This is a genomic window from Enterobacter sp. BIDMC 26 (assembly GCF_000534435.1).
In the GTDB taxonomy this organism is placed as follows: Bacteria; Pseudomonadota; Gammaproteobacteria; order Enterobacterales; family Enterobacteriaceae; genus Enterobacter; species Enterobacter ludwigii.
Map to the genome: position 1 here is coordinate 4,106,691 of NZ_KI973182.1, position 20,612 is coordinate 4,127,302.

Genomic DNA, 20,612 nt, shown 5'->3' on the forward strand with positions numbered 1-20,612 from the left:
GATCAGGCGTTTGAATAGCGTTCGGTTTCCGGCATCCAGCGCTCAATTAACGCTGCCGCCTGTTCGGGGTAGCGCTCATGAATATGGCGTGCAAGGCGCTGAACTTCGGGGATCATGGCCTGATCGCGCAGTAAATCCGCCACTTTGAATTCGGCGTTACCCGTCTGACGCGTGCCCAGCAGTTCGCCTGGGCCGCGGATCTCCAGGTCTTTTTGTGCAATCACAAAACCGTCGTTACTGTCGCGCAGCACCTGCAAACGCATCTGTGCGGTTTTCGAGAGCGGTGCTTTGTAAAGCAGCACGCAGTGAGAGGCGACAGCACCGCGGCCAACGCGGCCGCGCAGCTGATGGAGTTGCGCAAGGCCAAGACGCTCCGGGTTTTCGATGATCATCAGGCTGGAATTGGGCACGTCTACGCCGACTTCAATCACCGTTGTGGCAACCAGCAAATGCAGTTCACCCTGTTTGAACGACTGCATCACCGCCTGTTTCTCAGTAGGCTTCATCCGCCCGTGAACCAGACCCACGTTCAGCTCGGGCAGCGCCAGCTTCAGCTCTTCCCACGTCGCTTCCGCAGCCTGCGCTTCAAGCAGTTCAGACTCTTCAATTAACGTGCAGACCCAGTAGGCCTGACGGCCTTCGTGAGTGCAGGCGTTGCGCACGCGGTCGATGATATCGCTGCGGCGTGTGTCCGGAATGGCGACCGTGGTGACCGGTGTACGGCCCGGCGGCAGTTCGTCGATGGTCGATGTATCGAGATCGGCGTAGGCGGTCATTGCCAGGGTGCGCGGGATAGGTGTGGCAGTCATGATCAGCTGATGCGGGTGGAAGCCCTGCTGCAGCCCTTTCTCCCACAGCGCCAGACGCTGGTGTACGCCGAAGCGGTGTTGTTCGTCGATAATCACCAGGGCAAGACCATTAAACTGCACCTGCTCCTGGAAAATCGCGTGCGTGCCGACAATCATCTGTACCTGACCGCTGGCAATGGCGTCCTGTTGTGCCTGACGCGCTTTACCTTTTTGCTTCCCGGCAAGCCAGCCCACTTCAATCCCAAGCGGGGCAAACCACGCGCGGAAGTTATTAGCGTGCTGTTCAGCCAGCAGTTCAGTGGGGGCCATTAGCGCCACCTGCCTGCCATGGGCAATCGCGCGCAGGGCAGCCAGGGCTGCAACCAGCGTTTTACCGGAACCCACATCCCCCTGAACCAGGCGCATCATGGGCACATCAAGCGCCATATCGCGTTCAATCTCGGCCGTGACGCGTGCCTGTGCACCGGTGGGTTTAAACGGCAGTGAGGCCAGCAGCTTATCTTTGAGTTCATCTCGCGGGCTTAAGGGCTGGGCATGAAAACGCTGCGCGCCCGCCCGTACCGCCAGCATGCTCAGGTTATGAGCCAGTAATTCCTCAAGGATAAGACGCCGTTGAGCGGGGTGTTTGCCGCTTTCCAGGTCGCTAAGCTGCAGGGTTGGCGGCGGGCGGTGCAGGGTGCGCAGCGCCTCGGGCAGACTCATCATGCCCTGAGCCAGCTCAGGCGGCAGTAGCTCGGTAATGGCGCAGGTATCCAGCAGTTCCAGTGCCTGGTCGGTGAGTTTACGCAGCGTTGCCTGCTTGATGCCTTCGGTCGTCGGATAAACCGGGGTCAGGGTCTCCTGCAGCTCCGGCGTGCTCAGATCTCCCTGAACGCGATACTCCGGGTGGATCATCTCTGCGCCGTATTTCCCGCGTTTGGCTTCACCATAGGCCAGCACCCTGCGGCCGGTCGCAAGGCTGTTTTTCATGGCCGCATTGAAGTTGAAAAAGCGCAGGGTGAGAATGCCGGTGCCGTCGCTGATCTGACAGGTCATCATCCGGCGTCCGCCAAAGGTGATATTGCAGTTCAGTACTTCGCCTTCAACGGTGGCGTAAATGGCAGGCAGCAGATCGCCAATCTTATAGAGTTGGGTGCGGTCTTCATAACGCAGGGGGAGATGGAGCAGGAGATCCTGCACGGTGTGCAGGCCAATTTTTGCCAGTTTACTGCTTTGCGCCGCACCTACGCCCGTCAGGCTATTGAGCGGTATGGCATCCAGCAGACGGCCTTTCATCGGTTATCCTGCGTACTGCATGGTGGCCCACCACTCGGCATCGGCTTCAATTTCGCCCTGCGCGTTGACGTGGGGGTACGGCAGTTTTTTCTGTTTCGCGACGCGAGCCAGCACCGGGTAACCACCTTCGAACAGCAGGCGCTGCTGCTCCTCTTCCGGCAGCATGCTGTTGCTGCGCTTGTACATACCCGCGTTCTGACGCTGGCGCTGCGCTTCATAGAGAATGAGCGCAGAGGCCACGGAGACATTGAGAGACTGCACCATGCCGATCATGGGGATGATGATATCCTGATCCGCCAGATCCAGCGCTTCCTGGGTGATCCCGGTTTTCTCCTGACCCATCAAAATACAGGTCGGGCGGGTGTAGTCGATCTCACGAAAATCGACGGCTTTTGCGGACAGGTTAGTGGCCAGGACCTGCATACCGCGACCTTTCAGGTGCGATACGGCTTCGCCAATAGTCTGGTGGGTTTTGACAGACACCCAGCTGTTACTGCCTGCGGCAGTTGAAGCCATGGTTCGCATGCGAGCACCCGGCCAGACGGCGTGCACTTCATGCACGCCTACGGCGTCTGCGGTACGGACAATTGCAGAGACGTTATGAGGTTTGTGGACCTGCTCCATGCAGACCGTCAGGTCAGGCTGACGCCTGGCGAGCATTTCGCAGATACGCTCGTAACGTTTTGAATTCATAAGTCTAGTTTCGGTTACGGGTGACTTTAATCACGTCCGGCATCACGCGGATCTTGCGCATAATGTTCGCCAGATGCACGCGGTCACGGGCGGTCAGACGAATAAAGGCGCTGTAGACGCGGCCATCTTTCTCTTCCGTGTTCAGGCTCTGAATGTTGGAAGAGGCCGTATTGATTGCTGCCGTCAGGTTCGCCAGGGCACCCTGGTGGTTGAACATATCCACCTTAATTTCGGTGATAAATTCCTGTGCCGTCTCTTTATCCCACTCGACTGCCATGAACTTCTCCGCCTCTTTTTGATAGCCGCGGATGTTACGACAGGATTCGTGGTGGATAACCAGCCCTTTACCCGGACTGACGTGCGCAATAATCGGGTCACCCGGGATAGGACGGCAACATTTCGCGAAGGTGATAAGTACGCCGTCCGCGCCTTTGATCGGCAGATGACCGTGGCTTTGCGTCGTCGTCGGGATCGCCGTGGTATCACCCTGCTGCAGGTTCTTCGCCACGACCACGCTCATGGCGTTGCCGAGGCCGATTTCTGCCAGCAGGTCATCAAGCGAGGCGAGCTTCATGCGCTCCAGCTCACGCTGAATGTTCTCTTTCGGGATCTCAGCCAGCTTACGGCTACCACCCAACGCATGGTTGAGCAGACGACGCCCCAGGCTGACAGAATCATCGCGCTTGAGGTTTTTAAGCAACTGGCGGATTTTGGCGCGTGCTTTGGAACTCACGACAAAGTTCAGCCAGGCCGCGTTCGGACGTGCGCCCGGTGCGGTAATAATTTCCACCGTCTGGCCGCTGGAAAGCGGCTGAGAGAGCGGATAAGGCTGCCTGTCGACGCGCGCGCCCACGCAGGCGTGGCCGATATCGGTATGCACGGCGTAAGCAAAGTCGACCGGCGTAGCGCCTGCAGGTAGTTCGACAATGCGGCCTTCTGGGGTGAAAACGTAAATCTCATCCGGGAAGAGATCGGATTTAACGCTCTCGATAAATTCAAACGAGCTACCCGCACTCTGCTGCAGCTCCAGCAGGCTTTGCATCCAGCGCTGGGCGCGGATTTGTGCGGTTGTACTGCTTTCACCACCGTGCTCTTTATAAGCCCAGTGTGCAGCCACACCCATCTCCGCCATCTGGTCCATGTCTTCGGTGCGGATCTGCACTTCAACAGGCACGCCGTGTGGACCGATCATCGAGGTGTGCAAAGATTGATAGCCGTTCGCTTTTGGAATGGCGATGTAATCTTTCATGCGCCCTGGACGCGGTTTGTACAGGCTGTGCATCTGGCCCAGCACGCGGTAGCAGGTATCAGAGTCGTGGACGATCACGCGGAACGCGTAGATATCCATGATCGAATGAAAACGCTGCTCTTTGAGCACCATTTTGCAGTAGATGGAGTACAGATGTTTTTCGCGACCGCTGACGCGGCACGGAATTCCCGCTTCCTGTAAACGTCCTTCAATTTCAGAGAGGATCTTTTGAATCATCTCTTTACGGTTGCCGCGTGCGGCTTTCACCACCTCTTTAATCACGCGATAGCGGTTCGGGTATAACGCTTCAAAACCCAGCTCTTCCAGCTCGGTTTTAATGTGGTGGATACCTAAACGGTGCGCCAGCGGACTGTAGATTTCGAGGGTTTCACGGGCAATGCGGCGACGTTTGTCCGGGCGAAGTGAGCCCAGCGTGCGCATATTGTGGGTACGGTCAGCAAGTTTGATAAGAATGACGCGGATATCCTGCACCATCGCCATAATCATCTTGCGAAAGTTTTCGGCTTGCGCCTCTTTCTTGTCGCGGAATTTCAGCTTATCAAGCTTAGAGACCCCTTCCACCAGCTCGGCAACGCTTTTGCCAAACAGCTGTTCCATATCCTGGTAGGTGGCAGGGGTATCTTCGATCACATCATGCAGCAGGGCAGCCATCAGCGTTTCGTAGTCGAGTTTCATCTCGGCCAGAATACAGGCCACCGCTACCGGGTGCGTGATATAGGGTTCACCGCTTGAACGTGCCTGGCCCTCGTGAGCGTCACGTGCAACGAGATACGCCTGCTGAAGACGCTTAATCTGGTCTTCAGGCAGGTAAGTTTGAATCAGTTGATTCAGGCTTTCAAACAGATACAAGGGCGACCCGCAGGTTTAATTAACGACGACCTTCAGCAATGGCGGTTACGGCCTGCAGTTCTGCGGCTTCCTGCTCTTGCTGCTCCTGGCGCTCACGTACGTCGAGGATCTGATTGTTGATCAGACCTTCTTCGATTTCGCGAAGTGCAATAACGGTAGTTTTATCGTTTTCTTCCGGTACCAGCGGATCTTTACCGCCTACCTGCATCTGACGAGCGCGACGCGCGGCGACCAGCACCAGGTCAAAACGGTTACCAATTTTCTCTACAGCGTCCTGAACAGTTACGCGTGCCATACTTAAAATGCTCCACAGGTGAAGAAATGACTGGGCATGATACTGAAAGTGGGTTCAGTCTGCCAACAGTTTGGTGATTAATGCGTCATGTCGCTGCTTCTGGCGGCTCATACGCAAGCGTTCTGCGCGAAGAATGGTTTTGAGATCGCTCAGCGCGGCATCAAAATCATCATTCACAATAAGGTAATCATATTCCGCGTAATGGCTCATTTCTGCAACTGCCTGCTCCATACGCCGGGCGATCACTTCCTCGCTGTCCTGACCGCGGCCACGCAGTCGGCGATCCAGCTCATCTTTCGATGGCGGTAAAATAAAGATACTGCGTGAATCAGGCATTTTCTTGCGAATCTGCTGTGCGCCCTGCCAGTCGATATCCAGGAACACATTTACGCCCGTGGCCAGAACCTGCTCAATGGTTTCACGCGAAGTGCCGTAGTAGTTACCGAAAACTTCTGCGTGTTCAAGAAACGCGTCTCTGCCAATCATCGCTCTGAATTCATCGTGATCAACAAAGAAATAGTGTTCACCGTGCACTTCACCCGGACGCGGTTTACGCGTGGTGTGAGAAACAGAAACCTGTGTGTCGTACAGCGGTTGGGTTTTTAACAGTGCCTGAATAAGGCTGGATTTACCCGCGCCACTAGGGGCAGAAACAATATAAAGCGTGCCTTGAGCCATGAGAGTCTTTTGTATGTGTTAACGAAGAAGTCCTACATACGGGCTTATTATACACGTCGCCGCTGTGTGACGTAGCCTTTGTCACACTTTTTCCCCTGCATTATTGAATTTTGCGCGCCGTTTTCAGGTTTTACAGCTGTTTTGCAGCAATAAAAATAAACGTCTGACAACGCCTCGCAGAGTGAAAGATGGCCATTAGCACGGTTTTCCGCGTCGGGTTATACCTCCTCCAAAGTAAAGGAGGGGTGGCGATGTGGCGATGGATGAGCGGATTAATGCTGTTGTGGTGCGGCTACGGTGCGGCGGTGTGTCCCGTGTGGTCTCAGGCAAAAGCAGAGAAAGAGATTGCGACATTGAGTGCGCAAGTCAAACGCTGGGATGATGCCTACTGGAAGCAGGGCATGAGCGAGGTGAATGACGACGTCTATGACCAGCTCAATGGCCGTTTAAAGCAGTGGCAGCGCTGCTTCGGCGATATACCTTCTGAGGAGGCCTTACCGGTTCTAACGGGGAGCGTAAGACATCCTGTTGCCCATACGGGAGTGCATAAAGCGGCCAGTAAAGAAGAGCTACGCCAGTGGATGCGTGGTCGTGACACTCTCTGGATGCAGCCAAAAGTCGATGGGGTGGCAGTGACGCTGGTGTATCGCGACGGAAAGTTAACCCAGGCCATCAGTCGTGGTGATGGGCTTAAAGGTGAAGACTGGACTGCACAAGTGTATTTAATTCCCGCAGTGCCCAAAAAAGTGACCGGAGCGCTGACCAACAGCGTCTTACAGGGAGAGCTTTTTTGGTTACGCGACAACCATCTTCAGCGACAGATGGGGGGAATGAACGCACGGGCAAAAGTGGCGGGCGCGATGATGCGGCAAAAGGACAGTCCGCTTCTGAGCCAGACAGGGATATTTATCTGGGCCTGGCCGGATGGGCCGAAAGTGATGTCGAGTGCGCTGTCTGAGTTATCTAAAGCCGGCTTTTCCCTGACGGCGCGTTATACCCTGCCTGTACAGACTGTTGATGCTGTCGAGAAACAGCGCTCGACGTGGCACAACACGGCATTACCCTTTGCCACGGACGGCATTGTGGTGCGGTCCGCGGATGCTCCTCCCGGCGAAAACTGGTTGCCCGGAGAAGGCAGCTGGGTCGTCGCATGGAAATACCCCCCGGTCGCACAGATTGCCGAAGTAAGAGATATTCATTTTGCCGTGGGGCGCACGGGAAAAATCTCGGTCGTGGCGGCGCTGGTCCCTGTCCTGCTGGATGATAAGCAGGTACAACGGGTCAGTCTTGGGTCCGTTGAACGCTGGCAAAGGCTGGATATTGCGACGGGTGATCAGATACAGGTAAGTCTGGCCGGGCAGGGTATCCCGCGGTTCGATAAGGTGGTCTGGCGGGGGGAAGAGAGACAAAAGCCCACACCCCCGGCCTCGCATTATCATGCGCAGAGCTGTTTTTACGCCTCGCCGGCGTGTATGGAGCAGTTCTTTGCCCGCCTGAAGTGGCTCAGTTCAAAGCACGTGCTGAATATTGAAGGAGTCGGTGAGTCAGGCTGGCGGGCGCTGCATCAGGCGCATCATTTTGAACATATCTTCTCATGGCTGACATTAACGCAGGCGCAGCTGCAGTCTACCCCGGGGTTTTCCGCAGCACGCGGGCTGGCGCTCTGGCATCGCTTTAATCTGGTACGTGAGCGACCCTTTATTCGTTGGATCATGGCATTGGGTGTTCCGCTGACGCAGGCCTCGCTAAACGCTATGGGAGACCTGACGTGGCAGAAAATGCGTGAGCGTAACGCAGCAGACTGGCAGGCACTTCCCGGCACAGGAAAGGAGAAAGCCCGGCAGCTCGTTGCGTTTATTCATGATCCCGGCATTGCCGGCCTGGTTGCCTGGCTCGGCAAGCAGGGAGTGCAAGGATTCTGACATGCGCTTGCTGTCGCTTATCGCGGATAAACGCCGCTATCTTATCGGGGAGAATAGATAGCGGCCAGTCAGTGGGTGTCCTGAGTGTAATGAAACACGGGCAGTCCCAGTTTCAAGCGCAGCGCAAGCAAGCGAGCCGTGAAGCCAAATAACAAGGTGGCGATGACCACGACGTCATGGCTGGAAACATAATGCTGTAAAGCGATATACAGAACGGCTGATGCAAAGGATATCCCGGCGTAGAGCTCTTTTTGAAAGACCAGGGGAATGCGTTTGCAGAACATATCGCGCAGTACGCCGCCAAATACGCCCGTCACGACTGCGGCAATAGTGGCAATCACCGGGCTTTCGCCCATATCCAGCGCAATTTGTGCCCCGATGATGGAGAACACGACCAGGCCCAGAGCATCAAGCACTAAAAACAGACGTCGAAGATGGGGCATTACAGGAGCAAGGATAGTGGTCAGCACTGCGGCGACAGCCACGATGATGATGTACTCGGGGTGCTTAACCCAGCCGAGAGGGTAATGCCCCAGCAGGATATCACGTACCGATCCGCCTCCCAGTGCGGTGGCGGTAGCAATAATGATGACCCCAAACGTATCCATACGACGGCGTCCGGCAGCGAGTGCACCGGTCATGGCTTCGGCAGTGATCCCGACGAGATAAAGGATATGTAGCAGCATGTGTTCCCCCGATATTGAGGGCAATAGGGTAGCGTTTTGTGCGGTCTGTCACGATTTATTTTTTCTTGTGTGAGGGTGTTAGCCTTATTTTTGGTAATGACTGAACGTTGTTTGGCTGGGTGTGATGGCGATAAACGGTAATTTTCACATTACAATTACTCATGTTATAGGCGTTTGCCGCCGATAGCCTGTTCCGATAAAAAAATGGCCCCTGAACGGGGCCATGATGAGAAAGCGGCTTGAATAAAGCGTTACTCGATATTCTGGATCTGCTCGCGCATCTGCTCAATCAGCACTTTCAGTTCAATGGCGGAGTTGGTCACTTCAGCATTGATCGACTTAGAGGCCAGGGTGTTCGACTCGCGGTTGAACTCCTGCATCATAAAGTCGAGGCGACGCCCTACAGCTTCTTTCTTCTTCAGGATGTTGTAAGTCTCTTTAACGTGCGCTTCCAGACGATCCAGCTCTTCGGCGACGTCAATGCGCTGTGCCATTAGCACCAGCTCTTGTTCCAGACGGGTATTTTCCAGCTGAACTTCCGCTTCTTCCAGTTTGGCCACCAGGCGCTCACGCTGCCATTGCAGGACCGCAGGCATGTGGGTGCGGACTTTAGCCACTTCGGTGGTCACGCCTTCCAGACGCTGCTCAATCATCGCTTTGAGGGCCTGGCCTTCAGTTTCGCGGGCAATGATAAAGTCATCCAGCGTGCTGTCGAGGGCACTGAGAATTTCTGCGGCAATCGTGTCCAGATCCTGCTCACCGGCGGCCATGACGCCAGGCCAGCGCAGAATATCGACCGGGTTGATTTCCCCTTCATCGCTTTGCATCTTGACCCAGTTCGCTGCAGTAACGAGCTGTTTCGCCAGTTTTTCGTTGAGGATCAGCTCACCCTGGGCGCTGGCATCAGGCTCAAAACGCAGGTTACATTCCACTTTACCGCGCGTCAGACGAGCACGGATACGCTCGCGCACAACAGGTTCAAGGCTGCGGAACTGCTCCGGCATACGGAAATACGTTTCCAGGTAGCGCTGGTTTACCGAGCGCATTTCCCATGTAGCGCTACCCCAGCTACCCTTGATTTCACGCCGGGCGTAGGCGGTCATACTGCGGATCATAGACATTCCCGTTTTTAAAGGAGAGATGGGGGGATTATAGCTTTCGGGGGCTTCTCAGGATAGGAATAAGCGTCCTTTATCCGTATAATGCGCAGCCACATTCGTTTCAAGCCGGAGATTTCATTATGCGTCCAGCAGGTCGTAGCGCCAATCAGGTGCGTCCCGTCACCCTGACCCGTAACTATACAAAACACGCAGAAGGCTCCGTACTGGTTGAGTTTGGTGACACCAAAGTGCTGTGCACCGCGTCCATCGAAGAGGGCGTTCCACGCTTCCTGAAAGGTCAGGGCCAGGGCTGGATCACTGCGGAATATGGCATGTTGCCGCGTGCAACCCATACCCGTAACGCCCGCGAAGCGGCAAAAGGCAAGCAGGGCGGCCGTACCATGGAAATCCAGCGTCTGATCGCACGTGCGCTGCGCGCCGCCGTTGATCTGAAAACTCTGGGTGAATTTACCATTACTCTGGACTGCGACGTCATTCAGGCAGACGGTGGTACGCGTACGGCGTCGATTACCGGTGCATGTGTAGCGCTGGCTGATGCCCTGAATAAGCTGGTTGCAGCCGGTAAGCTGAAAACGAATCCGATGAAAGGGATGGTCGCGGCTGTTTCCGTGGGTATCGTTAACGGTGAAGCGCTTTGCGATCTGGAATACGTCGAAGATTCCGCTGCCGAGACTGACATGAACGTGGTGATGACTGAAGACGGTCGCATCATTGAGGTGCAGGGCACGGCAGAAGGTGAGCCGTTCACCCATGAAGAACTTCTTACCTTGCTGGCGTTGGCCCGAGGGGGAATTGAATCTATCGTAACGACGCAGAAGGCGGCGTTAGAAAATTGATTTTAAAGGCGACTGATGAGTCGCCTTTTTTTTGTTCGTACAAAAGCAAAAGTCGGAGGAGTAAGCCCATGAAATCCTGGCAGCGTGAGTTTATTGAGTTTGCGCTTAACAAGCAGGTCCTGAAATTTGGCGAGTTTACGCTGAAATCCGGGCGTAAGAGCCCCTATTTCTTCAACGCCGGACTGTTTAATACCGGGCGCGATCTGGCATTGTTAGGCCGTTTCTATGCCGAAGCGCTGGTGGACTCCGGCATTGATTTTGACCTGCTGTTTGGCCCGGCCTATAAAGGCATTCCGATTGCCACTACCACTGCGGTTGCGCTGGCGGAACACCACGACCGCGACGTACCGTACTGCTTTAACCGTAAAGAGGCTAAAACCCACGGTGAAGGCGGTAATCTGGTAGGCAGCGCGCTGCAGGGTCGCGTTATGCTGGTGGACGATGTGATCACCGCCGGTACCGCTATTCGCGAATCGATGGAGATTATTCAGGCCAACGGCGCTACGCTTGCTGGCGTGCTGATCTCTTTGGATCGTCAGGAACGCGGGCGTGGCGAAATCTCTGCTATTCAGGAAGTTGAGCGCGATTACGGCTGTAAAGTGACGTCGATCATCACCCTGAAAGACCTGATTGCGTATCTGGAAGAGAAGCCTGAGATGGCGGATCATCTGGCTGCGGTACGTGGGTATCGCGAAGCTTTCGGCGTGTAATATCAAGCCCGGTGGCGTTCTGCTTACCGGGCCTGAAGACTATTGCAGCTGTGCCGCCACTAACGGCCAACGGGCGTCAAAATCGTCCGTTGGACGGTATTTAAACTCGCTGCGAACAAAGCGGGAGAGCATGCCTTCGCAAAACGACAGGATCTGACTTGCCAGCAGCGTTTCATCGGTGCTGTAACCTTCACCCTCACGCATTTTTTTCTCGCGCAGTACCTGGCGCAGTTGTGCTTCAATACGCTCGAAGAGCTGGTTAATACGGCCCTGCAATCGGTCCTGCTCGAACATCAGCGCGTGGCCAGTCAGGATACGGGTTAAGCCCGGATTGCGTTCACCAAAGCCCAGAATGAGCTGCACAATCAGACGCAAACGCGCAGTCGTGTCTTTTTCGTCTTTCAGAATCAGGTTGATGCGAGTGATCAGACTGTCTTCGATAAATTCGATCAGACTGTCAAACATCCGGGTTTTGCTCGGAAAATGACGATACAACGCCGCTTCAGACACGCCCACGGAGGCGGCCAGTTTTGCGGTGGTGATGCGTTGACTACCATCGCTGGATTCAAGCATCAGCGCCAGAGATTGAAGTATTTCTTCGCGACGGTTCCTTTTCGCGGTTTGTTTTTCTGCCATGTTACAAAATACCCCTGAAAATAAGCACTTGCCAGGCTGGCATCCACACAGCGACCGCAAACTGACGTTTGCGGTTTGTTATTGCATTATGGCGCTGTGAGATACGTGTCGGTCGGGCGGTTATTTGCGCCCGGAATGGCCGAAGCCGCCTTCGCCACGGTCGGTGGCGTCAAAGTCTTCCACCAGGTTAAATTCTGCCTGAACCACCGGTACAAAGACCATCTGTGCGATACGCTCGCCCGGTTCAATGGTGAAGCTGTCCTGACCACGGTTCCAGACGGAAACCATCAGTTGACCCTGGTAGTCAGAGTCGATCAGGCCGACCAGGTTACCCAGTACCACTCCATGCTTATGACCCAGACCAGAACGCGGCAGGATCACCGCTGCCAGCGACGGGTCAGCAATGTGGATTGCCAGGCCGGTTGGGATCAGGGTGGTTGCACCCGGAGCCAGCTCTACGGCGTCATCGAGACAGGCGCGCAGGTCAAGACCGGCAGAGCCGGAGGTGGCATAGGTTGGCAGCGCAAATTGCTTACCAACACGCGGGTCCAGAATCTTAACGTCGATTTTTTTCATCATAACGGGTAACGATCTCGTCCAGTAATTGTTGGCCCAGGAGTTCCTTGCGCTCAAGCGGTAAGACTTTATCTCCATCCTGCCAGAAAAGGTGCAGTGCGTTGTTGTCGCTGTTAAATCCTTGCGTGGCCAGCGATACGTCGTTCGCGCAAATCAAATCGAGGTTTTTGCGGGTACGTTTTTGCCGGGCATATTCTTCCACATTATTTGTTTCTGCGGCAAACCCAACAACGTAAGGACGATGGTTTTTCAGTGCGGCGACACCCGCAACAATGTCCGGATTTTTCACCATTTTTAGTGTTAATTCATCGCCTTGCTTTTTAATTTTTGACCCGGAAATGGTTTCGGCACGGTAATCTGCAACAGCCGCACAGCCAATAAAAATCTGCTGGTTCTGCGCATGCGCCTGTACGGCGGCGTCCATCTCCAGGGCGGTGGTGACATCAATACGCTGCACAAATGGCGGTGTCGGTAACGAGACCGGGCCGCTCACCAGCGTGACCTTTGCACCGCGTTTTGCCGCCGCGGCAGCAATGGCAAAGCCCATTTTACCGGAGCTATGGTTGGTAATGTAACGCACCGGGTCCAGCGGCTCGCGCGTTGGACCCGCGGTAATCATGATGTTGAGATGTTGCAGATCGTTGACAGGCGAAAAATGGCCGGCGGCCAGCTCAACGATGGTCAGCGGGTCAAGCATACGACCAGGACCCACATCACCACACGCCTGGCTACCGCTGTCCGGCCCCCAGATGAGCAGGCCGCGTGAGGCCAGCGTCGTCAGATTATGCTGGGTGGCGGCGTTGCGGTACATCTGCTGGTTCATCGCGGGGACGACGGCAACAGGTGCGGGCGTGGCCAGGCAAATGGTCGAGACCAGATCGTTTGCCATGCCGGCTGCTACGCGGGCAATTAAATCTGCTGTGGCGGGGGCAAGGATAACCAGGTCTGCCCATTTTCCCAGCTCAATATGGCCCATCGCGGCTTCGGCGGCCGGATCAAGGAGGCTGTCAGAGACGGGGTACCCTGAAACGGCCTGCAGGCTCAGAGGCGTGATAAAGGCTTTGCCGCCTTCCGTTATCGCGACCCGCACATCCGCCCCGCGCTCGCGCAAACGACGCACCAGCTCCGGCGCTTTATAGGCAGCAATACCGCCGCTCACGCCAAGAACGATTTTTTTACCGGCCAGGCTCATCATGATTCTTTCCTGTTGGGTTTCACCAGAGAGCGGGCATTTTATCACAATCCCAAAAAGGGGGTGATTTTGTCCTTCGGCCAGTTTGCGAGGCGTTACGCAGGAATGAAAAGTGGGCGTCGAGCGCCGGGGGTGGCTGTGGCAGCATGATGGCAAACCGAAGGAGACAGGCATGGAAGAGACTGAACTGCTGCTACCGCGTGAAAAAATGCTGCGCTATGGCGTCACGTTGTTAAAGGACGACGAGTTGCTGGCACTCTTTTTACGCACCGGAACGCCCGGCAAAACGGTATTTACGCTGGCAAAGGAGCTCATCGACCATTTTGGTTCGCTGTATGGCTTATTGACGGCGGATCTGACGGAATTCAGGCACGTCGAAGGAATTGGCGTGGCGAAGTTCGCCCAACTGAGGGGGATTGCTGAACTGGCCCGCCGTTTTTACGACGTCCGTATGGAAGAGGAAGATCCCATACTCACCCCGGATATGACACGCGTATTTCTCCAGAGCCAGCTATCAGATTTGGAGCGCGAGATCTTTATGGTGATCTTTCTTGATAACAGGAACCGGGTACTAAAACATAGCCGTCTTTTTTCCGGAACACTGAGCCACGTTGAGGTTCATCCGCGAGAAATTGTGCGGGAAGCGATAAAAGTGAATGCAGCCGGCGTGATACTCGCGCATAATCACCCCTCTGGCTGTGCAGAACCAAGCAGAGCTGACAAAGAGATGACCGAACGCATTATCAAATGCTGTCAATTCATGGACATTCGTGTGCTCGACCATCTGATAATTGGTCGCGGCGAGTACATTTCTTTTGCAGAACATGGCTGGATTTAGGCTATTTCTCGCGATCCATCGGGATCTTTGTCTGTTCGGGACTTGAGCACACCGCCGAGTCAGCGTATACTACGCCACCTTTGAGAATCTCGGGTTTGGCATTTGGGCCTGGCAATCGAGAGTTCAATAGAACTATGCGATGACCGGGCTGTAAAGCCTGACGAGGCGCCGATACCCCATACGAAGCTCGAGCTAATTTGATTTTTGGAGAATAGACATGTCCCGAGTCTGCCAAGTTACTGGCAAGCGTCCGGTGACCGGTAACAACCGTTCCCACGCACTGAACGCGACTAAACGCCGTTTCCTGCCGAACCTGCACTCTCACCGTTTCTGGGTTGAGAGCGAGAAGCGTTTTGTCACCCTGCGCGTATCTGCTAAAGGTATGCGTGTAATCGATAAGAAAGGCATTGATACAGTTCTGTCCGAACTGCGTGCCCGTGGCGAAAAGTACTAAGTACTTAAAGAGGAAATAAATCATGGCTAAAGGTATTCGCGAGAAAATCAAGCTGGTTTCTTCTGCTGGTACAGGTCACTTCTACACCACCACGAAGAACAAACGTACTAAGCCGGAAAAACTGGAACTGAAAAAATTCGATCCAGTTGTACGCCAGCACGTACTGTACAAAGAAGCTAAAATCAAATAATTTTAGCCTCCTTGTATTGAAAAACCCCGCAACTGCGGGGTTTTTTGCATTCTGCATCTTACTCCGGAGGAACCATGCCTGAATTACCTGAGGTAGAGACCAGCCGCCGCGGTATTGAGCCGCATCTGGTCGGCGCGACTATTCTTCATGCTATCGTTCGCAACGGTCGCCTGCGTTGGCCGGTGTCCGATGAAATCCATGCGTTAAGCGATAAACCGATTCTCAGCGTCCAGCGTCGCGCCAAATATCTGCTGCTGGAGCTGCCCGACGGCTGGATTATCATCCATCTCGGTATGTCCGGTAGTCTGCGCATCCTTACCGAAGAACTGCCCGCGGAAAAGCATGACCATGTCGATCTGGTGATGAGCAACGGTAAAGTGCTGCGTTACACCGACCCACGACGCTTTGGCGCATGGCTGTGGACCAAAGAGCTTGAAGGACACAGCGTTCTGGCGCATCTGGGGCCAGAGCCGCTCTCAGAGGCGTTTAACGCGGAATACCTGAAAGCGAAGTGTGCAAAGAAGAAAACTCCGATCAAACCGTGGCTGATGGACAATAAGCTGGTGGTGGGAGTAGGGAATATTTATGCCAGCGAATCGCTGTTTGCCGCCGGGATCCATCCCGATCGGCTGGCCTCATCGCTGTCATCCCAGGAGTGTGAACTGCTGGTCCGGGTGATTAAAGCGGTGCTGCTGCGTTCGATTGAGCAAGGGGGGACCACCCTGAAGGACTTCCTGCAGAGCGACGGTAAACCCGGCTATTTTGCCCAGGAGCTGCAGGTATATGGCCGTAAGGGTGAGCCGTGCAGAGTCTGTGGGACACCGATTATTGCAACGAAGCACGCTCAGCGCGCCACGTTCTATTGCCGTCAGTGCCAGAAATAGGGCTACTTTAATTTTTCCATCAACGCCTGATGGACGTTAGCCGGCAGGAAATGGGTCACGTCACCGTGATGACGCGCCACCTCTTTGACCAGCGAGGAAGAGATAAACGACCACTCTTTTGAGGGCATCAGGAACACGCTCTCCAGCTCTGGCATCAGGTGGCGGTTCATGTGCGCCAGCTGCATTTCGTATTCGAAGTCAGCCACCGCGCGTAACCCACGGATCAAAATATTAGCCTGCCGGGCACGGGCGAAGTTGGCCATCAGATCGCTGAAGCCCACTACCTCGACGTTTGGCAGATGTGAGATAGCGTCAGTGGCAAGTGCAACGCGCTCATTGAGATCGAACATGGGTTTCTTACTGGGGCTGGCGGCGATCGCCAGAATCACCTTATCAAACATGCATGCCGCACGGGTGATGATGTCAAGATGACCGTTGGTGATGGGATCAAAGGTACCCGGATAAATCGCTTTTGTGCTCATGGCTCACGTTTTCTCTGAGTAGCCGCGGCAAAGCGCCCACAGCTCGGTGTATTTGTTAAAAGTATACTGGGCATTCACCACCGCCAGTAACCACCCCTGTTTACCGTCCAGCACGCCGCCTCGCAGCAGCAGTGTTTTCAGAAATGCCCCCAGCGTGTGGGTGAAAATACCGGTCAGCGTGGCCTTCTTGCCGCGCAGGTGGCGCTCCTGTGCCCATGCGGTGGCATAGTTAAGCTGTTTGCGCTGGAAGCTGGCGAAATCCCGGCAGGTCAGATGCAGCAGATCGCCCGTCAGAGGAATGACGGGGGCACTGTCGCATGCCAGGGATTCATGGACCAGATTATCGTTGTACTGATATCGCTCACGCTCGTAGAGGCGCATTACGCGGTCTGGATACCAGCCGCTGTGGCGCATAAAACGGCCAAGGAAATAGTTGCGACGTGCAATGCTGTATACCGCGCCAGGCTGAGGTGCTGCCAGCACCGCCTGAATGGCCTGGCGGAGCTCTGGTGTAATGCGCTCGTCAGTGTCCAGCATCAGCACGTAATCGCCAGTAGCATAGCGCTGCGCGCGCTGTCGCTGGATGCCGTAGCCTTGCCAGTCGGTATCGATAAAGACCTTTGCACCCGCGGCACGGGCGACATCCACCGTGTTGTCCTCGCTGCCGGAGTCGAGAAGGACAATTTCGTCAGCCCAGGCGACGGAGGCCAGGCAGTCCGGAAGCAGGTCGGCGGCGTTTTTGGCGATCATCACGACCGACAGACGCGTTGACATTAGTGGCTCCGCTGAGGCAGATAAGGTTGCAGAAGTTGCAGCAGACGAGTGAGTGCGCCCTGGTTCTGATGCAGCACTTCGACAGCATGGCGACCATACCAGAGGCGGTAATCTTCGTCGGTCAGAAGGGTTGAGACCTCTTTGACCACCGAGTCCGCGTCGGTCACGGTAATTAACCCGTCGGCTTGCTGCAATTTAGCGCAGATATCTTTGAAGTTAAACGTGTGTGGGCCCATCAGCACCGGAATGGCGTGTGCGGCCGGCTCAAGCGGATTATGGCCGCCGCGCTCCACAAGGCTGCCGCCGACAAAAGCCAGATCGGCAATGCCGTAAAGCAGCATCAGCTCGCCCATTGTATCGCCAATCACCACCTGAGTGCTGCCGGAGGGGATCTCACCGCTGCTGCGCAGGGTAAAGCTGAAGCCGCCTTTCTGCACCATCTCACGCGCATCTTTAAAACGTTCGGGGTGACGGGGGACCAGAATCAGCAGCAAATCGGGGAATTTTTCCAGCAGCTTACGATGGGCCTGCAGGATAATGGCTTCTTCGCCGTCATGGGTACTGGTTGCAATCCACACCTGGCGACGCGGTGCCCACTGGCGACGCAGCGTAATCGCACGGGCGGCGAGTTCAGGCGTGACGGAGATATCGAACTTCAGGCTACCCGTCACCGCAAGCTGGTTGCGTTTCAGGCCCAGAGCGAGAAAGCGCGCCGCGTCTTCTTCATTCTGCGCGGCAATCAGCGTAATTCGGCTGAGCAGGCGGCGCATAAATTTACCTAACTTGCCGTAACCTTTCGCCGAGCGCTCTGAAAGGCGCGCGTTGGCAATCACCAGCGGAATTTTACGGGCATGCAGGGCGGAAATCATATTTGGCCACAGTTCGGTTTCCATGACGATCACCAGTTTCGGGCGAACGGTATTCAGGAAGCGGTTCATGGCGCAAGGCAGGTCGTAAGGCAAATAGACGTGTTGAACGTCTTTACCGAACGCCGATAATGCGCGTTCAGACCCCGTCGGCGTCATGGTCGTGACCGTGATCGGCAGTGACGGATAGCGGTGACGAAGGGCGCGAACCAGCGGGATCGCCGCCAGCGTTTCGCCCACAGAAACGGAATGCAGCAAAATACCGTCCGGCACGACTTTATTGCGGCAGTAACCATAGCGTTCAGCCCAGCGTTTACGATACGCAGGCGCTTTACGGCTACGAAGCAACAGTCGCAGCCACACCAGTGGCTGGATGATGTAGAGCAGGGCGGTATACAACAATTCCAAGCGATTATCCGTTTTTTAGTTTCGGCGGGGAAATTCTAAGCATTTAAGCCGGGTAAAGCTATCTCTTATGCCAGATACCGTTTTAAACGGAAGTAGCGTCGGCCCAGGCGCCAGCGCAAACGGGGGCTTTTGGCACTTTTCCAGATAAGCCTCCAGATACCCGCGTCGAAGAACTCTTTTATTATCATCGACTTCTTCTGCACATCCTTCATATTGTCGAAGGTATGAATGATCCCAAGCCCCTCTTTGGCGATTTGCCAGTGGCAGGCGGGGATATCTTTCACTTTTTCCGGATAACGCTGGTTGATGGCATCCAGCATTTGCAGAATTTTCATGTAATGGCGCGCCGAGCGAATCAGCGTGTCATCATTGTCCGGCATATGGGAAACCGATGCGGAGTGAATGTAATAGTCGTAAAAACGTTCACTGGTGTACTGCACGCGGTCAGCCGCGAGCAAGACTTCGGTAGTCCACGGGATATCCTGATGGCGCAGGCCGGGCTCAAAACGAAAACCGTTCTGACGAATAAAGTCGTGGCGATAGATATTCAGCCAGGTCACATGCAGAAACTTGCGTGAGTCGAGCGCTTTTTTTAACCAGGCCGCACCGGTCATGACGCCTGTCGAGGCCAGCTTGTCTTCCGGGAAAATCGGCCGTGAAGGCTTCTTATTGTTTTCCCAGACGTAGTTTCCGTTGCAGGTGGCGACATCCAGATTCTGCGTGATGGCCATATCAAGCAAGCGCTGATACATGCCGGGCTTAAAGACATCATCAATATCCGGGAATGAGAGATATTGGCCGGTAGCGACGGCCAGACCGGTATTGCGCGCAATGGATACACCCTGATTTTCCTGTTCGATAACCTGCATTTGCGGCAGTTTTTCACGCCAGGTTTCGACTATCTGCATCGAACTGTCCGTGGAGCCATCATTGACGATGATGACTTCCATACTGTCGATCTGTTGATTCGCAAGGCAGGTAAAGAACTGATCCAGGAAAGCTTCGCCGTTATAAACGGCAACCACCACGCTTAATAATGGCGCTGAATTTTGCATAAGAAACCTGATTATTATTGATTGTCTACCAACGCAACATATTGCTGGCAAATGGCATTTATCCCGAACGACGCGATCGTTGCGCTATCAACGACAGGCGGGGAGGTATAGAGATCGGCCAGTGTTTTCGCCAGTGATTCGTCATTCATCTCCGACAGCCCGCGCGCCAGCGTACCCGTGAGGATTTCAGCGGGCCCGCCAGGACAGTTCGTACTGACAGGCGGCGTCTGGCAGATGATGGATTCTACCAGTACGTTACCAAAACCTTCACAGTCAGAACTTAACACTAAAAGCCGTGCGCCTTTAATCCACGGATAAGGGTTAGACTCGAAGGGGCGGAAAATAACCTTGTCTTCGATCCCGAGTTCTTTCGCTAACTGTTTAAGCTGTTGAATTTTGGTGTCAGAACCGTTGCCCATCATCACCAGCGATGCGTCTATTTTGCTCTGCGCATAGGCACGCAGAAGGCGGTCGTGGCGTTTATGTTCATGAAAACGACCCACGTGAATAATGTAATCCTGCCCCTGCATCTCAAAAGGCGCATCCGCCAGACGCTGGATTTCAGGAATATCAAAGGGATTATGGATAACCGCTTTGCGACGAAGGTCGATGGACAGCGTCTCTGAGAGATCTTTCAGCACGGCGGCGGAGACGGCGACAACGTTTCGGTTTTCGTAGGTATGACGAATTTTGTAATGCTTAAACCAGCGTGAAAGGCCGTGGCGATGACGCAGGTAGGAGAATGAGAACATGCCATGCACGCAGAACCAGACCTTATCGCGATCCAGCGCACGACTGTGCGCCACAATACGATCGGTTTTATGCAGGTGCGAGAATATGACGTCGAACTTCCCGCTGCGCTCAGCCTGCTCAATGGCATTGTCCAGCAGTTGCGCCCGGCGCGGGATCTCGGTGAGCTTTCTCCAGGGCTTTTTACACGTATCCTGAATGACCTGATAATCAATGCCTGCCGGGATGGCGTAGTCGCACACCTTTCGCAGGGAGAAAAGGGAGACCTGATGCCCCATTTCTATCAATCCGCTGGAGAGGGTGAGAACCGTTTTTTCGGCTCCTCCACCGGGCAAACCATCAATAATCATTAGGATGCGCATT

22 protein-coding genes are annotated in these 20,612 nt (G+C 54.8%); 7 read left to right on the top strand and 15 right to left on the bottom strand.

The annotated features are described in order from the left end of the window. Positions 1-2: 2 nt before the first annotated feature. Genes recG through gmk form a run of 5 tightly spaced genes read right to left on the bottom strand, consistent with a single transcriptional unit; the run spans position 3 to position 5,869 of the window. Complete coding sequence (gene recG / locus L462_RS04160; RefSeq protein WP_014168041.1) at positions 3-2,084, bottom strand: ATP-dependent DNA helicase RecG; 2,082 nt, start codon at positions 2,082-2,084, stop codon at positions 3-5. Between the two features lie 3 nt (positions 2,085-2,087). Beyond that, entirely contained in the window at positions 2,088-2,777 is a 690-nt protein-coding gene (trmH, locus tag L462_RS04155; RefSeq protein WP_014168042.1) for a tRNA (guanosine(18)-2'-O)-methyltransferase TrmH, read from the bottom strand. A 4-nt stretch (positions 2,778-2,781) separates the two neighbouring features. Continuing rightward, positions 2,782-4,896, bottom strand: a complete 2,115-nt coding sequence (gene spoT / locus L462_RS04150) for a bifunctional GTP diphosphokinase/guanosine-3',5'-bis pyrophosphate 3'-pyrophosphohydrolase (protein WP_014168043.1) — start codon at positions 4,894-4,896, stop codon at positions 2,782-2,784. Between the two features lie 19 nt (positions 4,897-4,915). Continuing rightward, positions 4,916-5,191, bottom strand: a complete 276-nt coding sequence (rpoZ, locus tag L462_RS04145; protein ID WP_000135058.1) for a DNA-directed RNA polymerase subunit omega — start codon at positions 5,189-5,191, stop codon at positions 4,916-4,918. A 54-nt stretch (positions 5,192-5,245) separates the two neighbouring features. Beyond that, positions 5,246-5,869, bottom strand: coding sequence for a guanylate kinase (gene gmk, locus L462_RS04140; protein ID WP_014168044.1), 624 nt, complete (start codon positions 5,867-5,869; stop codon positions 5,246-5,248). Between the two features lie 251 nt (positions 5,870-6,120). Between gmk and ligB the strand changes: the two genes are divergently transcribed. After that, positions 6,121-7,791, top strand: coding sequence for an NAD-dependent DNA ligase LigB (gene ligB / locus L462_RS04135; RefSeq protein ID WP_032679317.1), 1,671 nt, complete (start codon positions 6,121-6,123; stop codon positions 7,789-7,791). 68 nt (positions 7,792-7,859) lie between these two features. Here the strand turns inward: ligB and L462_RS04130 are convergent, their stop codons facing one another. Next, positions 7,860-8,477 carry a trimeric intracellular cation channel family protein gene (locus tag L462_RS04130; RefSeq protein ID WP_020882694.1) on the bottom strand — a complete coding sequence of 206 codons (618 nt, stop codon included), beginning with the start codon at positions 8,475-8,477 and terminating at the stop codon, positions 7,860-7,862. A gap of 251 nt (positions 8,478-8,728) precedes the next feature. Continuing rightward, positions 8,729-9,592 carry a YicC/YloC family endoribonuclease gene (locus L462_RS04125; RefSeq protein ID WP_020882693.1) on the bottom strand — a complete coding sequence of 288 codons (864 nt, stop codon included), beginning with the start codon at positions 9,590-9,592 and terminating at the stop codon, positions 8,729-8,731. A gap of 125 nt (positions 9,593-9,717) precedes the next feature. Here L462_RS04125 and rph point away from each other — a divergent pair, with 125 nt between their 5' ends. Continuing rightward, a complete protein-coding gene (rph, locus tag L462_RS04120) occupies positions 9,718-10,434 on the top strand; it encodes a ribonuclease PH (protein WP_013094888.1) in 717 nt (238 codons plus the stop codon). Between the two features lie 68 nt (positions 10,435-10,502). After that, positions 10,503-11,144 (top strand): orotate phosphoribosyltransferase, encoded by a 642-nt coding sequence (gene pyrE / locus L462_RS04115; protein ID WP_014168048.1) that lies wholly within the window; start codon positions 10,503-10,505, stop codon positions 11,142-11,144. Between the two features lie 39 nt (positions 11,145-11,183). Here pyrE and slmA read toward each other — a convergent pair whose 3' ends face one another. The 3 genes from slmA to coaBC form a co-directional block, all read right to left on the bottom strand. Then, the gene (slmA, locus tag L462_RS04110) at positions 11,184-11,780 is read right to left on the bottom strand and encodes a nucleoid occlusion factor SlmA (protein WP_020882692.1); all 597 of its coding nucleotides are present in this window, start codon (positions 11,778-11,780) and stop codon (positions 11,184-11,186) included. A 120-nt stretch (positions 11,781-11,900) separates the two neighbouring features. After that, positions 11,901-12,359: a dUTP diphosphatase gene (gene dut, locus L462_RS04105; protein WP_014168052.1), complete on the bottom strand. Its 459-nt coding sequence runs from the start codon at positions 12,357-12,359 to the stop codon at positions 11,901-11,903. Beyond that, positions 12,337-13,548 (bottom strand): bifunctional phosphopantothenoylcysteine decarboxylase/phosphopantothenate--cysteine ligase CoaBC, encoded by a 1,212-nt coding sequence (gene coaBC / locus L462_RS04100; protein WP_106504351.1) that lies wholly within the window; start codon positions 13,546-13,548, stop codon positions 12,337-12,339. The genes dut and coaBC overlap by 23 nt, the downstream gene beginning before the upstream one ends. Positions 13,549-13,720: 172 nt before the next feature. Here coaBC and radC point away from each other — a divergent pair, with 172 nt between their 5' ends. The 4 genes from radC (at position 13,721) to mutM (ending at position 15,914) form a co-directional block, all read left to right on the top strand. Beyond that, positions 13,721-14,386: a RadC family protein gene (gene radC, locus L462_RS04095; protein WP_020882690.1), complete on the top strand. Its 666-nt coding sequence runs from the start codon at positions 13,721-13,723 to the stop codon at positions 14,384-14,386. Between the two features lie 217 nt (positions 14,387-14,603). Further along, entirely contained in the window at positions 14,604-14,840 is a 237-nt protein-coding gene (gene rpmB, locus L462_RS04090; RefSeq protein ID WP_002436699.1) for a 50S ribosomal protein L28, read from the top strand. 22 nt (positions 14,841-14,862) lie between these two features. Beyond that, complete coding sequence (gene rpmG / locus L462_RS04085) at positions 14,863-15,030, top strand: 50S ribosomal protein L33 (protein WP_003024094.1); 168 nt, start codon at positions 14,863-14,865, stop codon at positions 15,028-15,030. A gap of 74 nt (positions 15,031-15,104) precedes the next feature. Next, on the top strand, positions 15,105-15,914 hold the full coding sequence (gene mutM, locus L462_RS04080) for a bifunctional DNA-formamidopyrimidine glycosylase/DNA-(apurinic or apyrimidinic site) lyase (protein WP_032679319.1): 810 nt from the start codon (positions 15,105-15,107) through the stop codon (positions 15,912-15,914). Positions 15,915-15,916: 2 nt separating this feature from the next. On the opposite strand, the gene coaD is transcribed toward mutM, so the two are convergent. From coaD to L462_RS04055, 5 genes are all read right to left on the bottom strand, one after another. Then, positions 15,917-16,396, bottom strand: a complete 480-nt coding sequence (gene coaD, locus L462_RS04075; RefSeq protein ID WP_014168056.1) for a pantetheine-phosphate adenylyltransferase — start codon at positions 16,394-16,396, stop codon at positions 15,917-15,919. A gap of 3 nt (positions 16,397-16,399) precedes the next feature. Beyond that, positions 16,400-17,170, bottom strand: coding sequence for a glycosyltransferase family 2 protein (locus tag L462_RS04070; RefSeq protein WP_032679320.1), 771 nt, complete (start codon positions 17,168-17,170; stop codon positions 16,400-16,402). After that, the gene (gene waaA, locus L462_RS04065) at positions 17,170-18,444 is read right to left on the bottom strand and encodes a lipid IV(A) 3-deoxy-D-manno-octulosonic acid transferase (RefSeq protein ID WP_014168058.1); all 1,275 of its coding nucleotides are present in this window, start codon (positions 18,442-18,444) and stop codon (positions 17,170-17,172) included. Before waaA ends, L462_RS04070 begins: the two co-directional genes overlap by 1 nt. A gap of 65 nt (positions 18,445-18,509) precedes the next feature. Further along, positions 18,510-19,499 carry a glycosyltransferase gene (locus tag L462_RS04060; protein ID WP_032679321.1) on the bottom strand — a complete coding sequence of 330 codons (990 nt, stop codon included), beginning with the start codon at positions 19,497-19,499 and terminating at the stop codon, positions 18,510-18,512. Positions 19,500-19,513: 14 nt separating this feature from the next. Continuing rightward, a complete protein-coding gene (locus tag L462_RS04055) occupies positions 19,514-20,611 on the bottom strand; it encodes a glycosyltransferase (RefSeq protein ID WP_032679322.1) in 1,098 nt (365 codons plus the stop codon). Position 20,612 lies beyond the last annotated feature (1 nt).